The organism is Oceanobacillus sp. FSL W7-1281, from assembly GCF_037969835.1.
GTDB classification, from domain to species: domain Bacteria; phylum Bacillota; class Bacilli; order Bacillales; family Amphibacillaceae; genus Oceanobacillus; species Oceanobacillus oncorhynchi.
The window spans coordinates 1122984-1141866 of the sequence record NZ_CP150214.1 but is presented as its reverse complement, the minus strand read 5'-3'; the positions used below and the strand labels follow the sequence as shown (position 1 = coordinate 1141866).

Genomic DNA, 18883 nt, shown 5'->3' with positions numbered 1-18883 from the left:
AATCATTTATCCTAAATAATAATGGAAAAGAGGAGAGTGTAAAATGAAACTGACAAACAAAAAAATAGTTATTATTGGCGGCTCCTCTGGTATTGGATTAGAAACAGCGAAATTAGCTGCTAAGCAAGGTGCGGAAGTAGTAATTGCCGGCCGTTCTGAAGAAAAATTACAACAAGCAAAAGCAGAAATCGGTTCTGAAGTAACAACGTATAGCCTGGATTTCACCATTGAAAAAGAGGTTCAAGCATTTTTTTACAAAATTGGAAAACTTGATTCGCTAGTGGTGACCGCAGGAATTGCGACCTATGGAAACTTCCTTGAAACGGATACTGCGCAGGATCGTCAATTGTTTGACGGGAAGTTCTGGGGACAGTATCATGCTGCAAAATATGCTGCACCAAATCTTCCTGAAGATGGTTCCATTACACTCTTCTCCGGAGTCGTAGCATTTAAAGCGATGGAAGGTGCTTCTGCACTTGGCGCCGTTAATGCTGCAATATCCAGCCTAGGCCAAACATTGGCGTTGGAATTGGCACCCATCCGAGTGAATGTTGTTTCTCCTGGGGTCATCGACACACCATCACGTTATGGCATGCCTGAAGAAGAACGAAAAGCATTCTATGACGCCATTGCAGAACAATTGCCGCTCAATCGTGCCGGCCAGCCAGAAGATGTAGCTGAAGGTGTTATTTATTTACTGCGTAATCACTTTTCCACTGGAGAGATCCTTCACGTGGAAGGCGGACACAGGTTGATTTAATCAAATAGGATACAGATAAAGAAATCCTATCCGCTTATGCTGCAGGGGGTTATCAAAGAACGGTTTTTACTTTCTTCGGAAAAGAATAAGCACTCACTTCGATTATTGGAAGGAGTGCTTGTTTTATTTCAGCGGGTTAAAGCCTTTGACATAATGTTTAACAATTAATGTATCTTCTCTTTGGATTTTGATACAAGATACACTAGAGGGCCGCCAAAAATCAAACCAGCTGCGCACGTGCCTAAAAATACAGCTGTATATGAGATTAATTCAATCTCTCTTCCTAAAAAATAATCAATTATGATACGGCCAATGGTTATAATTGCGGGAAATGCAAGCGACCAAAACAAGATAATTTTTAATCCTTTTGACACATTATCCCTCCACAACAAACTTATAATTCTTCATATACCTATCAACTAAAAAAGATTTATAACCTACTTTATAGGTATTAAAATTTCAAAATCAGATTCTCCATTTAAATATTTTTCATGCTTTATTGGTAATTCATCATAATAATCAACACCTTCTTCTTTAAAAGGTGTATAATCGCTTTCTTTTATCCATTTCATTATGTTTTCATAAGTACCTTCAATACTTTCACCATTATACTTTGCTACTAGATAGGTCATTTCAGGTATATTAATCTCAACCATGTTATCAAGCAGAGGTTGCTTGTCCTGTACTTCATAAACAGAATAGTAAGTAAAACCATCTGGTCGAAGGTGATAAGATAAACCGAGCCTTATTCCAGGATTCACAGGATAATCAAACTCTTTCACTCTGCTCATTGAGTTTTCAATCACCGTTTTTATCGTTTCAAAATCAGTAAAAGAAACATCGCATTTCAAACCCATTGCACGATATGCCGGAAGCGTTTTAATTTCATATTCCATATTATGCTTAAAGCTCCTCTCTTATTAGTAATAAAATACTACTTTTTTTCAACCTACTATAATGAACGGCCTTATGTCAATGAAAACGATAAACAAAAGAAATCGCTTACTAGATAAAAAAGGGGGGGCAATTCACCAGTCACTCTTCTTCCAACAATGACCAAAAAATGTTCAGTTACATCTGTATATTCTTCTCGACAAATACTGGACTGATTCAGGCAAAAAAAGCACACATTTTACATTGATTAAACAATCCATTTCAAGCAAAAATGAACTAAAATGGACCCCCATATTTTTCACAATAATGATAAAATCCATACTTATACATATACATCATTCTTTTAATGTTTTCAGAAGTATCAAATGCAACCAATTCCAAAACTAAATGCGTAAATTCAATAGGAGCTGTTCCGTTTGCAGTGACTAAATTTTTATCTTTTACTGCTTGCTGCTGAAAAAAACTGCTCTTAGCATGATAATTCTCATAGTCATTCCAAGCATCAACAGAATTCCCCGTATGATTATAATCATTTAGAAAACCATTTTTTGCTAAATAGTCAACTCCACCGCATATAGCACCTATAGGTATATTATTTTGAAATGCAGTTTTGATTAAATGGAAAAGCTTTTTATGATCATTATTCCATGTATTCCCGCCTACCATTACCAATAGATTAAAATCCTCAGGTTCCGAACCAATGATATAATCGACAGCAGTTTTAAAACCGCCAATGGAACTTACCGTATCCTCTAAAGAAATCGTATGAACCGACCAATCCTCACTCTGATTTAATGTTGATGATAAATAAGCACCTTCCCAATCTGCGTATTCGTCCAGGATAAGAAATAAAGCCTGTTTCATAAGCATCACACCACCCGTTAATAATTTACAACCTTGCAGTGATTGCCTCATTTAACTCATTTATAAAATCGCTACATTCATATTTATTAAAGTAATTATACCAAAAAATATTTATATTATGAATATTATAAATTTTTTATTGAGCTGGTTTATTGGGTTTACATTCTTTCAAGTCAATATGTTCCAGCAACTAGAGATATTTTTAACAGGCGCATCGAAAAATTGGTGAACACGTTAACCTTGAAGCTATCTACTGACATGATTTAAGGTATTCTCCCGTTGCTTTACTAGTTCCTCAAGGCGAAGAACACGTAACCTTTAAAGAACGCCTGAGTCGCTCATCCATTACTATAATAATTAATGTTTAGTTGTTCTCTAGTAAGCAAAGAGAAACTGCTGATAAATTAGATGATTTATTCTAAATCCAAACATTACGATTTTACCATATATTTACATGGCATCGAAATGGCATCAGTAAAACAAAAATGCACCCATAGAATGAGTGCATAAAAAAATATCAAAGGTCTAGAACCCTTGATATGACTGGTTTTTACATATGGTGCGGTCGGTGGGATTTGAACCCACACGAGTTATTCACCCACCAGGCCCTCAACCTGGCGCGTCTGCCATTCCGCCACGACCGCATGATATAAAAATGGTGCGGATGAAGGGAGTCGAACCCCCACGTCCTTAACGGACACTGGAGCCTGATTCCAGCGCGTCTGCCAATTCCGCCACATCCGCAAAATAAAAATGGTGAGCCATGAAGGATTCGAACCTTCGACCCTCTGATTAAAAGTCAGATGCTCTACCGACTGAGCTAATGGCTCCTATATATGACAGGTCATTATTTATAGTCCCTATCAATAAAAAAATACTATTATCTGTAATAGTATTATCATGTATTCCTTCTAAAAAAGAAAATGGCTGGGCCACCAGGATTCGAACCTGGGGTACACGGGATCAAAACCCGATGCCTTACCGCTTGGCTATGGCCCAACTATAATGGCGGTCCGGACGGGACTCGAACCCGCGACCTCCTGCGTGACAGGCAGGCATTCTAACCAACTGAACTACCGGACCAATTATTTATTTTGATTTCTTAGAAAGATGACCCGTACGGGATTCGAACCCGTGTTACCGCCGTGAAAGGGCGGTGTCTTAACCGCTTGACCAACGGGCCATTATGAAAATTAAAATGGCGGAGAAGGAGGGATTTGAACCCTCGCGCCGCTTACACGACCTACACCCTTAGCAGGGGCGCCTCTTCAGCCACTTGAGTACTTCTCCAAATAATGGCTCCACAGGTAGGATTCGAACCTACGACCGATCGGTTAACAGCCGATTGCTCTACCACTGAGCTACTGTGGAATATAAAAGTAATCAGTCACTATCTATGTAATATCCTAATTACGCAACAACAAGAAATATCATACAATATATCCTGATTTTTGTCAACAAAAACTTTTAAATTTCTTAAAAAGTATTTTTGCGCTTAGAAATTTAATCAAAACTCCAAGCAATTCGACAACGCTGCTGACAAGTCATTCGCAATGAATGAAAACTGTCATTTCATATCAGCTACATTAATTTATCATGGATAATATTATTCGTCAATACTTAATTGAAAAAAATTAAATCAGCTGTAATTTCCCCCTGCATTTCCCACATCGATACTTGGATACATCTACTTTTCTCACTCTTTTATAAACCATATTACATTTTTGGCATTCATATATATGCCGGTAACGCTGCTGATTCGAAGGAAGCTGTTTACAATGACGGGGAGAGCCTGTTTTTGCAAGCAATTCTCTAAAATCTTTATCCCGATGCTGGTAACCTTTTCCTTCAATATGCAAATGGTAATGACAAAGCTCGTGCTTAATAATTCCGTGAAATTCTTCCTTATCAGATTCCAGTACATATTTGGGATTCAATTCAATTAATCGTTTACTTGGGATATATCTACCTCCAGTTGTCCGCAGACGGGAGTTAAATCGTACTTTATCCATAAACGTTTTATTAAAAAAAGCTTCTGACAGCTGATTAACTAAGTGATACAATTCTTCATCCGGCATTGGGTTCATACGTTTCATCCTCCAACATAAAAGAACATTTCATTATTTTAATATTTTTCTTACCTTCCTTAACCATTCCAAAACGTACCTTTTTTATTATACGCCATCAGAAATTTCAACAAAAACTGTTTAACTGATGACAACTTATTTTAACATAAAGAAGGAGCTATCGGAACATTTATTCTCTATATAATACTACCTCATTCCTCTTATTTATTCTCATTTACAAAACGTAATTGAGAAAGAGTAGAATCATTTATTCAATATATTATTTTATTTTAAAAGAAAACAGCATATTGCTAGTATTTGTTTAGAAATACGACTTTAACCGGCAAGAAAGACTTCTATATAAGATTAAAAAAATGTCATTCAAATTAAACAAGAATATTAATAGCAATCTACTATTTATTATGTTATTATAATAATTGTATTTAATATATAGGAGGGAAACTATCTATGAGTGAAAAAAGAAAAATGACCACTGCATTTGGCGCTCCTGTTCCAAATGATGATGATTCTAAAACGGCCGGTAAACGTGGTCCATTATTAATGGAAGATTTTTGGTTTCTTGAAAAGCTTGCACACTTTGATCGCGAAGTAATTCCTGAGCGCCGTATGCACGCAAAAGGATCCGGAGCTTATGGAACATTAACGATTACTAACGACATTACTAAATATACAAAAGCAAAAGTCTTCTCTGAAGTCGGGAAGAAAACAGACATGTTTATCCGTTTCTCTACCGTAGCTGGGGAACGCGGAGCTGCTGATGCAGAACGCGATATCCGCGGTACTGCGATGAAATTCTACACAGAAGAAGGAAACTGGGACTTAGTCGGTAATAATACGCCTGTATTCTTTATGAGAGACCCTAAACGTTTCCCAGATTTAAACCACGTTGTAAAACGTGATCCAAAAACAAATATGAAGAATGCTGATGCAAACTGGGATTTCTGGTCTAATTTACCAGAAGCACTTCATCAGGTAACTGTTGTTATGTCAGACCGCGGGATTCCAAAATCTTACCGCAACATGCACTTATTCGGAAGCCATGCATACAGCTTATATAATGAAAATAACGAGCGCGTATGGGTGAAATTCCACTTCAGAACACAGCAAGGTATCGAAAACCTTACAAACGAAGAGGCTGCAAAAGTTGTCGGTGAAGACCGCGAAAGTCACCAACGTGATTTGTATACTGCTATTGAAGAAGGAAACTTCCCTAAATGGAAAATGTACATTCAGGTTATGACTGAAGAAGAAGCTAAAAATATGCCTTATAATCCATTCGATTTAACAAAAGTATGGTACAAAGATGAATTCCCGCTTATCGAAGTTGGCGAATTAGAACTGAATAAAAACCCGGAAAACTATCATGAAGAAGTAGAACAGGCTGCATTTGCTCCTACAAACATTGTTCCTGGCATTGGTTTCTCTCCAGATAAAATGTTGCAAGGCCGTCTATTCTCTTATGGAGATGCACAGCGCTACCGTCTAGGCGTGAACCACTGGCAAATCCCTGTTAACTATCCGAAAAACGCGAAAAACTTCCACCCGTATCATCGTGACGGTGCAATGCGTGTTGTCCCTTACACTGGCGGACAAGTCAGCTACAGCCCGAACCAATATGGAGAATGGGAAGACAGCAAAGAGCATCAGGAGCCTGCATTACAGCTGGGTACAGATGTAGATGCTGATTACTTTGATTTTGATGAGGACGATGCGCTTTACTACGAACAGCCTGGTAAGCTATTCCGCTTAATGTCTGATGAGCAGAAACAAGCTCTTTTCCAAAATACAGCGGATGATATTGCTCCAGCAACAAAATCAGTAAAACTTCGTCACATCAATAATTGCTATAAAGCTGATCCAGAATACGGAAAAGGCGTTGCAGAAGCAATTGGCATCTCTCTTGATGAAGTGGAAGCTGCTAACGAAGAATCTGTAAAATAATAGCAAATAAAAAAGACCTCTCCTAATCTAAGGCGAGTGTCTTTTTTTATGGTTGAAAAAGGGGAACTTCCCAGCATGGAAGCTCCCTTATCTTATTTATATATCTTTATTGAATCATTGAAAGCGCGATTCTTCCTTTTTGGACATTCACATCATCGACCCAGACGGTGACTACATCACCAACAGAAGCGACATCCATGGGATGCTTGACGAACTGCTTGGACATCTTAGAGATGTGCACAAGACCGTCCTGTTTAACACCAATGTCAACGAAGACTCCAAAATCAACCACATTCCGCACCGTTCCCTGAAGCTCCATGCCAGGTTTTAAATCTTCCATATTCATGACATTTTTCTTTAATAACGGCTGTGGAAAATCATCACGCAAGTCACGTTCCGGTTTGCTTAATGCCTCTAGAATGTCCTCTAATGTAGGCAAACCAATCTCCAATTCATCTGCGACTGCCTGCTTGTCTATTCCTTCTATCTTTTGCTGTAAGGGCGCTGTCCCTAAAGCTTGCTCATCAAAGCCAAGCTTATTCAATAATGCTTTCACATGTGGATAGCTTTCCGGATGGATTGGAGTACGGTCAAGCGGCGTGTCCCCATCTACAATTCTCAAGAAGCCAATGGCCTGCTCGTATGTTTTCGCTCCAAGCCTTGGTATTTTCTTTAATTGCTTGCGGCTGGTAAATTTCCCTTCCTCTTCCCGTTTTTTGATCACATTATTTGCAACGGTTTTACTTAAACCAGATACATACTGCAGAAGCGAAGAAGAAGCTGTATTCACATTAACACCGACTTGGTTAACCGCTGTTTCCACAACGAACGTCAATGAATTGGACAGCTCTTTTTGACTGACATCATGCTGATATTGACCAACGCCGATGGACTTCGGATCAATTTTCACCAGTTCCGCTAATGGATCCTGTACCCGTCTTGCAATAGATACAGCACTTCTTTCCTCTACTTGTAGATCAGGGAATTCCTCTCTTGCTAAAGCGGAGGCAGAGTACACACTTGCTCCTGCTTCATTTACAATAATATACGGAATATCCAGCTTGTTATTTGTTAATACATCTGAAATAAATTGCTCTGTTTCCCGTGATGCTGTACCATTTCCAATTGCAACCAGCTCTACATCAAATTGATTTATTAAGCTGATAACCACCTTCTCTGCGCCCTTCACATCTTTTTTTGGAGCAGTCGGGTAAATCACATGGATTTGATGGACTTTCCCCGTTTCATCCACAATCGCAAGCTTACAGCCAGTACGGAAAGCCGGATCCACTCCTAAAATGACTTTCCCTTTTAATGGCGGCTGAAGTAATAGATTCCTTAAATTTACGGAGAAAACTTCAATCGCCTGTGCTTCCGCTTTTTCTGTAAGTGCACTGCGGATTTCTCGTTCCACGGAGGGTTCAATCAACCTTTTATAGCTATCCTCTACAGCTGCTGTTAATAATTCCTTCATATGCTGCGGGCACGTTTTTTTAATTACCTTTTTCTCTAAATAGGCAATTATTTTATCAACAGGCGGTTCTACCTGTACTTTTAAAATCCCCTCTTTTTCTCCGCGGTTAAGTGCAAGAATACGATGGGAAACTAATGAGCGAACCGTTTCACTATATTCATAATACATCTCAAAAATCTGTTTTTCATCTGCTGCTTTATTTTTCTCTTCAGATTGGATGGTTCCTTGCTTCATCGTGGCATCGCGAATAAATTCACGGTAAGCCGGTTCATCAGAAATCCATTCTGCAATGATATCATTTACTCCCTGAAGTACCTCTTCTACGGTGCTTAGCTCATGCTCTTCAGAGAAATATTGTGTGGCTTCCTGTTCTAACTCAAGTGATTCGCTCTGCTCCCAAATAGCTTGAGCAAATGGCTCTAATCCTTTTTCCTTTGCGATAGTAGCTCTTGTACGGCGTTTTTGTTTATAAGGGCGATACAGGTCTTCTACTTTTTGAAGCTGCGTCGCTTTTTCAATGACGTTTCTTAATTCATCTGTCAGCTTACCTTGTTCTTCAATGATACGAAGTACTTCTTGTTTTCGTTCAGACAGGTTAAGGACATATGTCCACCTATCCTGTATCTCTTTTATTTTCACTTCATCCAATCCGCCAGTTGCTTCTTTCCGATATCTTGCAATAAACGGAACAGTATTCCCTTCATTTAAAAGAGAAATCACTTTCGAAACAGTGTTTCCTTGAATATTGGTATCTTTTGATACGATTGCAATTAATTTTTCATCTGCACTCACTGTTGCTTCTCCTCCTTACTCTATGTTCTATTGTATCAAATTAAACGTGCCAATGCTTTCTGACACAACAAAAAAAGATTGATTTATAATCAATAACAAATGAATCCATGTTCATGTTATTGTGATTATAAATCAACCTTTTACTCCTTTGTATCTAATTGCCAGTAATGTTGTGTCATCCTGTCTGGTACTGTCACAATGCTGTGCATACGTCTCCGTAATCTGCTCTACATTATAGTCTTTAAAATAATACGCAGATAACTCTTTATCTTTTACGCCGTCTGAAAATACAATGAAATTTGTTCCATCGGTTAATTTTTCCGTCATAGCCTTTACGCCTCGGTAACGAGATCCCAAATATCCAGAGCTTGGAATATTTCGCTTTTTCTTACAGCCTTGCTCCAAAACAATAATCCCTATATTTCCAATGGAGGAAAAAGTAAAGGTTTGATCGATGAAGTCTAATTTTAAAATCCCCATCACTGCACCACGCATGCCAAGCAATTTTTTATTGCATAAATCAACAATTTCTTTCACTGTTTTAAACTTATGCTCCTTCACAATATCGATTACTGCCTGTGAGGATTCTTTTGCAATTGCTCCGCTTCCAAGACCATCCGCGAGCACTCCCAGAAACATATGGTCTTCTTCTATAAAAAAGTAACTGTCTCCACATAAATGATTACCTTTTTTAGATTGTTGATAGACGGAAACATCGACATATTTACCGGAAATCAATCGAATACCTCCGTACTTTCTGTTTGCATTGTTTCTCGCAATTTACGGAGTGCTCGTCTTTGAAGCCGTGACACATGCATTTGAGAAATACCCAGCATTTCACCTGTTTCTTTCTGGCTCATGTTTTTAAAATAGGTGCATTCTAAAATAAGCTGCTCCCGTTCTGATAAAACAGGAAGAACTTTTTCAAGAATCATTTTTTGCTCCAAGTTTTTAAGACTATTGTCTTCGTTACCAATTAAGTCCAATATAGCAACAGTGCTGCCGTCTGAATCAGCTTCAATTTTATGGTCAACTGATAAAGCTTTATAGCTTTTACTCATTTCCATTGTTTCTAAAACTTCTTCTTCTGGTACACCAATGTGTTCTGCAATTTCTTGTATGGTAGGAGATTTTTGATTTTTAGTCGTTAGTTCATCAGCACTTTTGCGGATTTTTGGTCCCAATTCTTTAATACGACGAGGCACATGGACACTCCATGTCTTATCTCGTATAAATCGCTTTATTTCACCAATAATGGTTGGGATAGCGAAAGACTCAAACGACTTACCATATGACGGATCGTACCTCTTAATTGCCCCAAGCAATCCAATCATGCCGACTTGTACAAGGTCTTCATGAATAGCGCTATTTTTGGAGTACTTCCTGGCAATAGATCCAACGAGATTCTGATAAGTTAAAACAATCTTTTCCTGTAATTCTTCATTTGTTGGATCTTCCTGAAGTGTACTTATCCATTGGTAAACCTCATCTCCCCCTCTATTGAATGGTTGAGATTTGGTCGTCATCCATGTCCACCTCTTCTTCTCTATTATATTTAGTCATAATAACCATTACACCATATTTATTGTTGATTTTTACTTCGTCCATAAGTGCTTCAATCAGGAATAGGCCAAACCCTCCTTCCCGGATTTTTTCAACAGGTTCATCGGATTGATAAGGCCCTGTACCGTTCTTTACTTCTTCTAAATCAAAGCTTCCTCCGCGATCAGCTACCATAATTTCCATCCGGTCTTCATACAGGCCGAAGCCAACAGTGATTTCACCAGATTCTTTTTCTTCATAAGCATGCTCTACAGCATTTGTAACTGCTTCAGAGATAGCTACTTTTAAATCTTCAATCGCATCATAGGAAAAGCCCATCCGGTTGGCAACTCCCGATAGAGTTAGACGCATCACTCCAATATACTCCGCTTTCGCCGGTACTTTCATCTCTATATAATCAAATGCTTCCATCACTCATTGCCACCTCGAATCGCTGCTTTGATCTCTATAATCTCACTAAGTCCGGTAATCTCAAAAATACGAAAAACCCGATCCTGCACATTTTTCAACGTATAATGGCTTCCGCTTTCCTTAGAGGCTTTCAAAGCGCTGACAAACACTCCTAAACCGGTACTGTCCATATACTGCACATTTTCTAAATCTACTTCGATTTCATTGCCGCTCTCTCTCATTAGCGGCATTAATGTTTCTTTCAGCTCCGGAGCTGTGTATGCATCAATCTCTCCGCTCACTTCTAAAACTTTTACATTGCTGTCTTCTTGTACGTTTACTGATAAATTCATAATAACCCCCTCTGCCATCCAGATATAAGATTAGATGACTATACATTATAAATTCATTTTCTCTATAACATTTGAAACGAAATTTATTTAACTAGAATAAACTATTATATTGTATTCCCTGCATTTATTTCTTTAAACCTCTTTACGAAGAACAATTAATGTAAAATCATCCCTCAATTGAAAATCCTGCAGTTTTTCAAAATACTGGTACACATTTTCTACCAGCTCCTGTGCTGGTAAATCAATATATTTTCGGATGACTTCCAACAATTCTTCTGTTTCAATAAACCGATCACCGTCTCTGCACTCGGAAACGCCATCTGTCAGAAAGATAATCAGGTCATCCTTCTGAATTGCTAATTCATATTCCTGATAAGCAGCATCCGGCATCACGCCGAGTACAATCCCTTTCGCATGAACCTCTTCAAATTCTTCCGTTTCTGCACGGAAAATATATCCCGGCTCATGCCCTGCGGAAGATAATCTTAATTTACTTTCCGCCGGCAAATAATGTGCATAACACATCGTAATAAACATACTGGGATCAATATTTCTTTCTACTACACGATTCAGGTTTTCTAATACTTTATTGGGTGACATTGTCGCTTCTGGATAACTGTCCATTGCATATTTGATCATCGACATACACAGTGCTGCCGGTATTCCTTTTCCAACGACATCCGCAATGGCAATCCCGATTGTCCCATTGCTTCCTTTTGTGAAATGATGATAATCTCCGTTCATCTGATGAGCAGGAACACTAATCACACCGATATCTAACCCGCTTACTTCCGGCCTTTGCGTTCCAAGCAAGGTTTTTTGCATATTCGCCGCAACAGAAATTTCAGAAGTCAGCACATCTTTTTCCTGTCTTAAATAATCAACTTCCTGCAATGCCAATCCATAGAAAACCGTAGCTTCTAATAAAAATTCCATCGACAGCTTATATTCCTCCAATAATTGAGGATAAATCCGCTCCATTGCTTGAATATGCAAATTGATTAATTCTTCCGGCAAGATATTCTTTTTAATAAAAGCTTTGCTGATTAATTCAAGGTCATACAATGATTTCTCATCTTGTGTTTCAATATATTTTTGTAATAATTTCTGGTATTTTACAGTATTCTTTCTGATCGTTTCTTCCACTATGGTTACTCCCCCCTTATTTCAAAGAACCTTTTATTCTTTTTTAAGGCTTTCCCCGAGCTGGTAAACCGGTGTTTCGTGCTTTTTGCACCCAGCTGTTTTCTCTTTCTTTTTTTCGCACCTGGTTTACCAATGGCATGTACTGTATAAAATAAGGAAGGGTGCTAAAATAAAAGGATTATATTATCTGATCCATTTAATCGCTTTGATTTTAGTTCCTTCCCCCGCTGCGGATTCAATATCAAATTCATCCATCAAGCGTTTTACCCCGGGCAGTCCAGCACCAAGCCCTCCAGAGGTCGTATAGCCATCCTGCATGACACGGCTTATGTCTTTTATTCCTGGACCAGTGTCCACAGCTGTCATTAATATTCCTTTTTGACTGTTCGTATAGATGTACTCAAAACAAACCTGTCCATTTTTAGCATATAAATAAATATTGCGAGCTAATTCAGATACTGCGGTAGCAATCCTTGCCTGATCAACGGTTCCAAAGCCGATTTCTTTTGCCATTTCCCGTCCGAGCTGTCTTGCTCCAACAATATCCCACTCTTTATGAATGTTGACACAGGATCTTGGGTTCATATATTAACCTCCCAATTCCTGATGTAACTTCACTAAACCTTGTTCTAAATCTAAAGCTGTCGGGACATTTTGCAAGTGTATTCCCAAGTCAATTAATGTCATTGCAACAGCTGGCTGAATTCCAGTTAATACAACACGCGCCCCCATTAAATCCGACATGGACACAACATCACCAAGTACTTTTGCAATAAAAGAATCAATGATATCAACAGATGTCAAATCAATCACAACACCTGTTGCACCTGTTTTATGAATTTTTGCTAATAAATCTTCCTGAAATTTAATAGCCGTTTGATCATCGATCTCCGTCTGAATAGAAATCAGCAAATAATTGTGCAGTTTTAAAATAGGTATCCGCATTTTCTCTATTCCCCCTTAAGAGCATTCATTATTTCATCAATGCCTTGGTTTTTGGAAGGCAAATCTACAACAGTTCTTCCAGTTATTTCAAGCGCTCTGGTAAAACCTTTCTTCAGAGAACTTCTGGTAGGGAATTTACTTAAATCAATCCCTATATTTATAATCGTTTGAGCAATTTCCGGACGGATGCCTACAAGAATACATGTAGATCCAATCAGTCTGACCGCCTCCGCTGCCTGAATAATATGATGTGCTACCATGGTGTCCACCACAGGAACACCCGTAATATCTATTAAGACAACTTCGGAGTTATGCTTGATTGCCCCCTCCAGTAAATTCTCCATAATCAATTTCGCTCTGTCCGTATCGATGGTTCCAATCAACGGCATGACAGTTATCCCTTCCATAACAGGGATCAACGGTGCAGATAGTTCCTGTAATGCTACCCGCTGCAAAGATAATATATTTTCCCAGCTTCCTGAATACTCATTGACGAGCTGTCGGATCAATGGTTCTATCCATTCATCTACGCTTGTTAAGACATTTGAAAAATGATTGGAATCTACTTGGTCTGCCTGCTTCAGTAAAAATTCAATCGTAACACGACGAAAAACCTGCAGCCCATCGGTTATATAACTGAGCGGCCAGCCAAGGTTGATCATTTTCTCCGAAAATTCCTCCACTACTTTCGAAGAACCCTGATTTTGGATACTTGTAAAAATAACATTCACAAATTCGCGGTTGGTATTCTCATAGAGTTCATCAGATATACTCGCTGTATAATTCCCTGATTTTATTCTCCCTACTTCATCCATCCAACTATCAACAATAGAATCACTATTACTGATCATTAATTCTTTAAGATTTGCATCCATTCCCTGATACCTCCAAATTCTAAGCATTTTTACATATTAATACAAACTTCTACAAAACTCCAGTCAAAATACTTTTGTATCAGCCTCTTCTAAGTATACAGAAACTACTATTCCCATTTTACCTCAATTGTACCATATATCAAATAAACACAGCATTTTTTCAAGTTACACTATCCACTCCCCCGCATACATGCTTCTATTATTTTCTCATTTTATTGACAAAAGCTCCCTCATTAAAAAAAGACCTGCTTAGCTGCAGACCCTTTTATGTATTGAAAAAAGAACCAGTTAAACAAATTCTTTTCGTTTTAAATTCCCCAGGAAATAATCCAATTGTTTATGTGTCCGAGTAATCATGGCTTCATCCAGGATTGGATTATCCTTGGTTTTATCAACTTCACTATCCTGAAAATATAACCCTTTTAAGGTTTGGCTTTTTAACGTAGCAAGCAGCGGCTTTAAGGCATAATCCAATGCTAATAAATGCGAGAGGCTTCCCCCTGTCATAACAGGCAGTGAAACCGTCCCCCGTAAAACATCCTGGGGCATTAAATCAAATAATGACTTTAGGATGCCTGAATAGGAGGCTTTATAGACAGGACTCCCGACGATGACCCCGTCTGCCGCTTCCAAATCCCCGGCAATCTCTTTGATTTTCGGACTTTGGAAGTTCGCATACAGCAAATCTTCTGCTTCTACATCTCTGACGGATATATGCTTTACACGAAACCCTTGCTGCTCCGCCAATTCACCTAAATAATAAAGAACGCGTTCTGATCTGGATAATGTTGAAGGACTTCCTGATATAACAACAATTGTACTCACAAATATTCTCCTTCCTTTATATAGCATAACCCTACGAAACCAATATACTTCTAATCAGCCTTCCCGATTTGCCGTTTCTTTTTTATTACGATTGGAAGAAATATTAACGCCAAAATTTCTACTGAGCACATCATATGCATATTCACGACGAAAAAATCCTTCCCTCGTAATTTTTAAGCTTTCTTAGTTCTCTCTTTCCTTCTATCCATCACCTAACAGATATTTTGAGTTTTTTAAATTTTCATTTTAGAAAAACCTATTTTTTTGCTGAATAGTGTACTATTTTCCATAGTTGCAGCGTTCTTTTCTTATTTATATTTGAGTATCCCCAGTATTTTACACAGATTTATAAATTGAATATTAGTATATCATCCTATTCCTCTCACTACAATAGGTATTATTATAAATAATTTATGTAAGGACTTATTCTTCGTGTCCAAAAAGACCGATAATCAGAATCAAGAAGTTTGGCATATCATTATATAGAAAATTTCAATATTCACTTTGAAGCAGTATCCTTTACCGGAATACTTCCCTTGAGTTTACACAAAAAGAGCCTTGAGGAATCCCTCAAGGCTCTATATGATGAAATTACTTTCATTAACCTAATCCATTATGTGCTTAGCGTCTCTTCCCGAAAAAATGTATATAGCTCTGCTGCACTGGTTACTGTTTTATCTGCTTTTATTCTTCCTTCCGGTTCTTCCCTCTGTCGATGGTTCATCCAGACGGCATGCCAGCCTGCCTGTTTGGCACCGACAATATCATTAGCAAAGGAGTCGCCGACATACACTGTATTTTCTTTCTTTAAACCCAACTTGTCCTCCATGAATTGAAACGCTGCTGTGGATGGTTTCGCATGCCCTATTGTTTCAGAAATAAATAAACGCTCTTCCGGGATCCACTTGTTCAGCTTTAACTGTTTGATTTTCATTGCCTGATGTCCTTCCGCACCATTTGTCATTACAGCTAATTGCTTCTGACTCGCTGAAAGATAATCCAGGAGCTCAACCACTTCATCAAATAACTCTATTTTTCCTTGTTCTTGGACGTAGCTGTCCTGAAATTCTAAAGCCTGCTCTGCTGTTATCTGTATTCCTATTTCTGCGCAAGCATCTTTGATTCGCCGGATATGCATTTCTTCCATTGTAATTTTACCTGCTACCTGATCATCAAATAGCGCATCGCTATGTTTGCGACTTAATAGATAAAGATGATTTAACTCCGCTTTCGACAAAGACACGTTCAACATTTTTTTACATGTTTTTCGAAATGTCGCAGCCTGGTCATATAATGTATCATCCATATCAAAAATGATTGTATCCATCGTTATCAACCTCCACCTTCATTCCTTTTCATTTTACTATATCTTTTAACGAAGGAGAATAATTTCTTAAAACATCGGTATTCTTGCCAAGGAGATGTCTGTTACAACGGTCTTATTACTATCTGCTTTTATCAAATAAATCCCTGCAGAAAAAACGAACTTCTATTTTATCCTCTGGGCATAAGTGCGACTTTAGCTCTGTCTGCGCCTGTCGGCTTGCCAATCGCTAAGTCTTCTTTAAAGGAGAGGAGCTCGGAATCTATGGAAAACGGAGTATATTTTTGAGACTTGAGATTATTCACCCTATGGACCCCGTTAGAGCTTCCTCCTCCAACTTTTTATATGCTTTCCTTTCTTTCTCCAAAGAAACTTCATTAAAAAAGACCGCCCTAATATAAGGACAGTCTTTTTACGCATCAGAAAAGTATTAATTATTACTGTAGACATCTCGTAAGCCAAGGCTTATTTCTAATGATTGATTGATTTTTTCCATCATTTCTTTATCTAATTTTGTAATTTTATCCGTTAACCGCTGCTTATCTAACGTGCGAATTTGTTCCAACAGAATAACTGAATTCCGGTCAAACCCATAACGTTTTGCATCAATCTCTACATGCGTAGGCAACTTAGCCTTTTGAATTTGCGCGGTAATGGCCGCCACAATCACAGTCGGACTAAATCGGTTACCTATATCATTCTGAAGAATAAGAACCGGTCTCACACCGCCCTGTTCTGAGCCAACTACAGGGGATAAGTCAGCAAAATAAACCTCGCCTCTTTGAACGATCACAAGTGTTACACCCCGATCACAGAGCGCTCTAGAGTTATTTCAGCCTCTTCTTCAGCTTGAAAAGCCTCTGAAGCAATCGTCAGATTAATTCTTGCCATTTCCTCATATCCGCGCTGCATCGTTTCATGAAAACGCTGGAGGTGTTCTTCTTTTTTATGGTTTAAATAAATTTGAGTTGCTTCACAAATGAAATCACTTAAGTCAGAGCTATTCTCATATTTCATTAATCCATCCACCTCACTCAGCAAATTTTTCGGTATTTTCACTAAAATTTCTTCTTTATTTTCAGCCAAAACCAAGCACCCCCGCCAACAATTAACGTTCGTTATTCAATTTAATATTATGATAGCATTGTGAACATACTTTTGCAAAGGGGTTATGGCGAATTTGTAAAAAAATCATGTAAATTTGTCGTTTTAAACCTTAAATTTTGTGGTATTTATATTATTTGAAGTGTTAAAAATGAGCGTTTTTTCCCTTACGCTGCTTTCCCTCCGGCTTCTTGACTGCTGCTTAGGAAAATACTCCGCTAAACAATATATTTCTTCATTAAATTTTCATTTTATGTTCAAAAATGAAAGAACGTTCACCAAGCCTTGAAATTTTCATTCGATTCTTATCCTTTAGCTGATTTATGCAACGAAATAAATACCTGTCTATTAATTATATGCCAATATGTTAAAATCATACCTCTAAACTGGAAATGGGACATACAAAAGCAGACTCCGTTTTCAGAGAGCCTGCTTTTGTATTAACCGTATCATTTTGTTAACTGTCCTTGGACAGATTGTGCTACTTCAATCATTTCTTCCTTCGTCAGCTCTGTACTTGCCAATTGATAATCAACGCCCTGATAACTCCATTTTAAAACATTATCTTCCAACCCAGCAACAGTAGCTCCCAGATTCACAATATCTCCATTGACTACTTCTGGAGCTGAGCTCACTGGAGCAGTTTCTCTGATTTCTTGAACAAGCGTAAAGTTCTTCTCTCCCTCAAAGGTTGTAATAATCCGTTCTCCATCCTCCAGGAAAACTTCTTGCTTATCCGCCATTTCCGCTCCAGCTGTAAACGTAGGATACAGCTCCCGGACTTCCTGCGCAGCTGTTTCTACAGCTTCTCCCTCTTCTGCACCAGCACTTTCCTCATCTGTTTCCTGCTCCATGTTTTTCTCCATCGTAAAATCATCTTCTGCAAATGTTGCATCTAAATCAAAACCATGAAAAGTGACATTAACCAGCGGCTCCCCATCTTGATTTAACACATTGACCATTGCCGGTGTATAACTGGATTTGTCAAAGTAAATTTCTTGAGCCGGTAAATTATTGTTGCTTTGATAATTTGTTTTCGTCCGGAAAATATAATGGTCTTCCGTTGTTTCAAATTGCGCTTCTGGATCATTTAATACATCATTGACAAGTGATTGAAGCAAATACGGCTGACTGCTATTCTCTGGCCAGTCCGATTGGAATTTGAAACTTTTTTCCAAAGCTGGCGTTAACACAAAAACACCATCCATATTTTTCAAAATGACTTGACTTTCATTCTGCTCTGCTTCATTTTCCAGCTTCACGCGATATTGATCATCTGCCTGATACCATATATCAATCAAAAATGTTTGTTCCTGCTCTCCTGTATTCATCGTCATATCCGCCGTTGCTTTGTATCCCTCTAAATCGGCAACTGTCTCCTGCAATTCCTCCACAACATCTTCCTGCGTTTTTTCTCCACATGCTGCCAGCACCAGACTCAATGCACCTAATAGTAAAACGACACTGAAAAAACGTCTATTTATCATCAGCATATCTCCCTTGTCTCATTTAACAAAGGGAACGATTTGTTAACAGTACGTCACAC

21 protein-coding genes and 8 tRNA genes are annotated in these 18883 nt (G+C 38.3%); 2 read left to right on the top strand and 27 right to left on the bottom strand.

Annotation, left to right across the window (positions count from 1 at the left end):
• The first annotated feature begins 43 nt into the window (after window positions 1-43).
• Window positions 44-760: an SDR family oxidoreductase gene (locus tag MKX55_RS05700; RefSeq protein WP_339236719.1), complete on the top strand. Its 717-nt coding sequence runs from the start codon at window positions 44-46 to the stop codon at window positions 758-760.
• Between the two features lie 164 nt (window positions 761-924).
• On the opposite strand, the gene MKX55_RS05695 is transcribed toward MKX55_RS05700, so the two are convergent.
• The 12 genes from MKX55_RS05695 to MKX55_RS05640 form a co-directional block, all read right to left on the bottom strand.
• Window positions 925-1134, bottom strand: a complete 210-nt coding sequence (locus MKX55_RS05695) for a hypothetical protein (RefSeq protein WP_339183124.1) — start codon at window positions 1132-1134, stop codon at window positions 925-927.
• 63 nt (window positions 1135-1197) lie between these two features.
• A complete protein-coding gene (locus tag MKX55_RS05690; protein ID WP_339183122.1) occupies window positions 1198-1656 on the bottom strand; it encodes a GyrI-like domain-containing protein in 459 nt (152 codons plus the stop codon).
• A 274-nt stretch (window positions 1657-1930) separates the two neighbouring features.
• Complete coding sequence (locus tag MKX55_RS05685) at window positions 1931-2518, bottom strand: type 1 glutamine amidotransferase family protein (RefSeq protein ID WP_339236717.1); 588 nt, start codon at window positions 2516-2518, stop codon at window positions 1931-1933.
• Between the two features lie 557 nt (window positions 2519-3075).
• Window positions 3076-3162, bottom strand: a tRNA-Leu gene (locus tag MKX55_RS05680).
• Window positions 3163-3174: 12 nt separating this feature from the next.
• Window positions 3175-3262, bottom strand: a tRNA-Leu gene (locus MKX55_RS05675).
• Between the two features lie 10 nt (window positions 3263-3272).
• Window positions 3273-3348, bottom strand: a tRNA-Lys gene (locus MKX55_RS05670).
• Window positions 3349-3442: 94 nt separating this feature from the next.
• Window positions 3443-3517: transfer RNA gene (locus tag MKX55_RS05665), tRNA-Gln, on the bottom strand.
• A gap of 7 nt (window positions 3518-3524) precedes the next feature.
• Window positions 3525-3601 (bottom strand) — tRNA-Asp (locus MKX55_RS05660).
• A gap of 28 nt (window positions 3602-3629) precedes the next feature.
• Window positions 3630-3701 (bottom strand) — tRNA-Glu (locus tag MKX55_RS05655).
• Between the two features lie 16 nt (window positions 3702-3717).
• A tRNA-Ser gene (locus tag MKX55_RS05650) sits at window positions 3718-3808 on the bottom strand.
• A 6-nt stretch (window positions 3809-3814) separates the two neighbouring features.
• Window positions 3815-3889, bottom strand: a tRNA-Asn gene (locus tag MKX55_RS05645).
• A 263-nt stretch (window positions 3890-4152) separates the two neighbouring features.
• Window positions 4153-4605, bottom strand: a complete 453-nt coding sequence (locus MKX55_RS05640; protein WP_339236715.1) for a SprT family protein — start codon at window positions 4603-4605, stop codon at window positions 4153-4155.
• Window positions 4606-5052: 447 nt separating this feature from the next.
• Here MKX55_RS05640 and MKX55_RS05635 point away from each other — a divergent pair, with 447 nt between their 5' ends.
• A complete protein-coding gene (locus MKX55_RS05635; RefSeq protein ID WP_042532443.1) occupies window positions 5053-6546 on the top strand; it encodes a catalase in 1494 nt (497 codons plus the stop codon).
• A gap of 106 nt (window positions 6547-6652) precedes the next feature.
• Here MKX55_RS05635 and MKX55_RS05630 read toward each other — a convergent pair whose 3' ends face one another.
• From MKX55_RS05630 to MKX55_RS05560, 15 genes are all read right to left on the bottom strand, one after another.
• The gene (locus MKX55_RS05630) at window positions 6653-8812 is read right to left on the bottom strand and encodes a Tex family protein (protein ID WP_339236712.1); all 2160 of its coding nucleotides are present in this window, start codon (window positions 8810-8812) and stop codon (window positions 6653-6655) included.
• A 132-nt stretch (window positions 8813-8944) separates the two neighbouring features.
• Entirely contained in the window at window positions 8945-9550 is a 606-nt protein-coding gene (locus MKX55_RS05625; RefSeq protein WP_339236710.1) for an indirect negative regulator of sigma-B activity, read from the bottom strand.
• A complete protein-coding gene (sigB, locus tag MKX55_RS05620) occupies window positions 9547-10338 on the bottom strand; it encodes an RNA polymerase sigma factor SigB (protein WP_042532438.1) in 792 nt (263 codons plus the stop codon). The genes MKX55_RS05625 and sigB overlap by 4 nt, the downstream gene beginning before the upstream one ends.
• A complete protein-coding gene (gene rsbW, locus MKX55_RS05615; protein WP_042532436.1) occupies window positions 10310-10786 on the bottom strand; it encodes an anti-sigma B factor RsbW in 477 nt (158 codons plus the stop codon). The genes sigB and rsbW overlap by 29 nt, the downstream gene beginning before the upstream one ends.
• Entirely contained in the window at window positions 10786-11118 is a 333-nt protein-coding gene (locus MKX55_RS05610) for an STAS domain-containing protein (protein WP_042532434.1), read from the bottom strand. The genes rsbW and MKX55_RS05610 overlap by 1 nt, the downstream gene beginning before the upstream one ends.
• A 132-nt stretch (window positions 11119-11250) precedes the next feature.
• The gene (locus tag MKX55_RS05605; protein ID WP_339183104.1) at window positions 11251-12264 is read right to left on the bottom strand and encodes a PP2C family protein-serine/threonine phosphatase; all 1014 of its coding nucleotides are present in this window, start codon (window positions 12262-12264) and stop codon (window positions 11251-11253) included.
• Between the two features lie 183 nt (window positions 12265-12447).
• Window positions 12448-12849 (bottom strand): anti-sigma regulatory factor, encoded by a 402-nt coding sequence (locus MKX55_RS05600; RefSeq protein WP_042532430.1) that lies wholly within the window; start codon window positions 12847-12849, stop codon window positions 12448-12450.
• Window positions 12850-12852: 3 nt separating this feature from the next.
• Window positions 12853-13209 (bottom strand): STAS domain-containing protein, encoded by a 357-nt coding sequence (locus MKX55_RS05595; RefSeq protein ID WP_042532428.1) that lies wholly within the window; start codon window positions 13207-13209, stop codon window positions 12853-12855.
• 5 nt (window positions 13210-13214) lie between these two features.
• Window positions 13215-14084 carry an RsbT co-antagonist protein RsbRA gene (locus tag MKX55_RS05590; RefSeq protein ID WP_339183099.1) on the bottom strand — a complete coding sequence of 290 codons (870 nt, stop codon included), beginning with the start codon at window positions 14082-14084 and terminating at the stop codon, window positions 13215-13217.
• Between the two features lie 288 nt (window positions 14085-14372).
• Window positions 14373-14909 (bottom strand): NADPH-dependent FMN reductase, encoded by a 537-nt coding sequence (ssuE, locus tag MKX55_RS05585; protein WP_339183096.1) that lies wholly within the window; start codon window positions 14907-14909, stop codon window positions 14373-14375.
• A gap of 613 nt (window positions 14910-15522) precedes the next feature.
• Window positions 15523-16236: an HAD family hydrolase gene (locus MKX55_RS05580; protein ID WP_339236708.1), complete on the bottom strand. Its 714-nt coding sequence runs from the start codon at window positions 16234-16236 to the stop codon at window positions 15523-15525.
• Between the two features lie 167 nt (window positions 16237-16403).
• Window positions 16404-16538 (bottom strand): hypothetical protein, encoded by a 135-nt coding sequence (locus tag MKX55_RS05575; RefSeq protein WP_339183093.1) that lies wholly within the window; start codon window positions 16536-16538, stop codon window positions 16404-16406.
• 125 nt (window positions 16539-16663) lie between these two features.
• Complete coding sequence (locus MKX55_RS05570; RefSeq protein ID WP_042532419.1) at window positions 16664-17026, bottom strand: type II toxin-antitoxin system PemK/MazF family toxin; 363 nt, start codon at window positions 17024-17026, stop codon at window positions 16664-16666.
• A 5-nt stretch (window positions 17027-17031) separates the two neighbouring features.
• Window positions 17032-17319 carry a hypothetical protein gene (locus MKX55_RS05565; protein WP_042532417.1) on the bottom strand — a complete coding sequence of 96 codons (288 nt, stop codon included), beginning with the start codon at window positions 17317-17319 and terminating at the stop codon, window positions 17032-17034.
• Window positions 17320-17786: 467 nt separating this feature from the next.
• Window positions 17787-18824: an outer membrane lipoprotein carrier protein LolA gene (locus tag MKX55_RS05560; protein ID WP_339236706.1), complete on the bottom strand. Its 1038-nt coding sequence runs from the start codon at window positions 18822-18824 to the stop codon at window positions 17787-17789.
• Window positions 18825-18883: the final 59 nt, after the last annotated feature.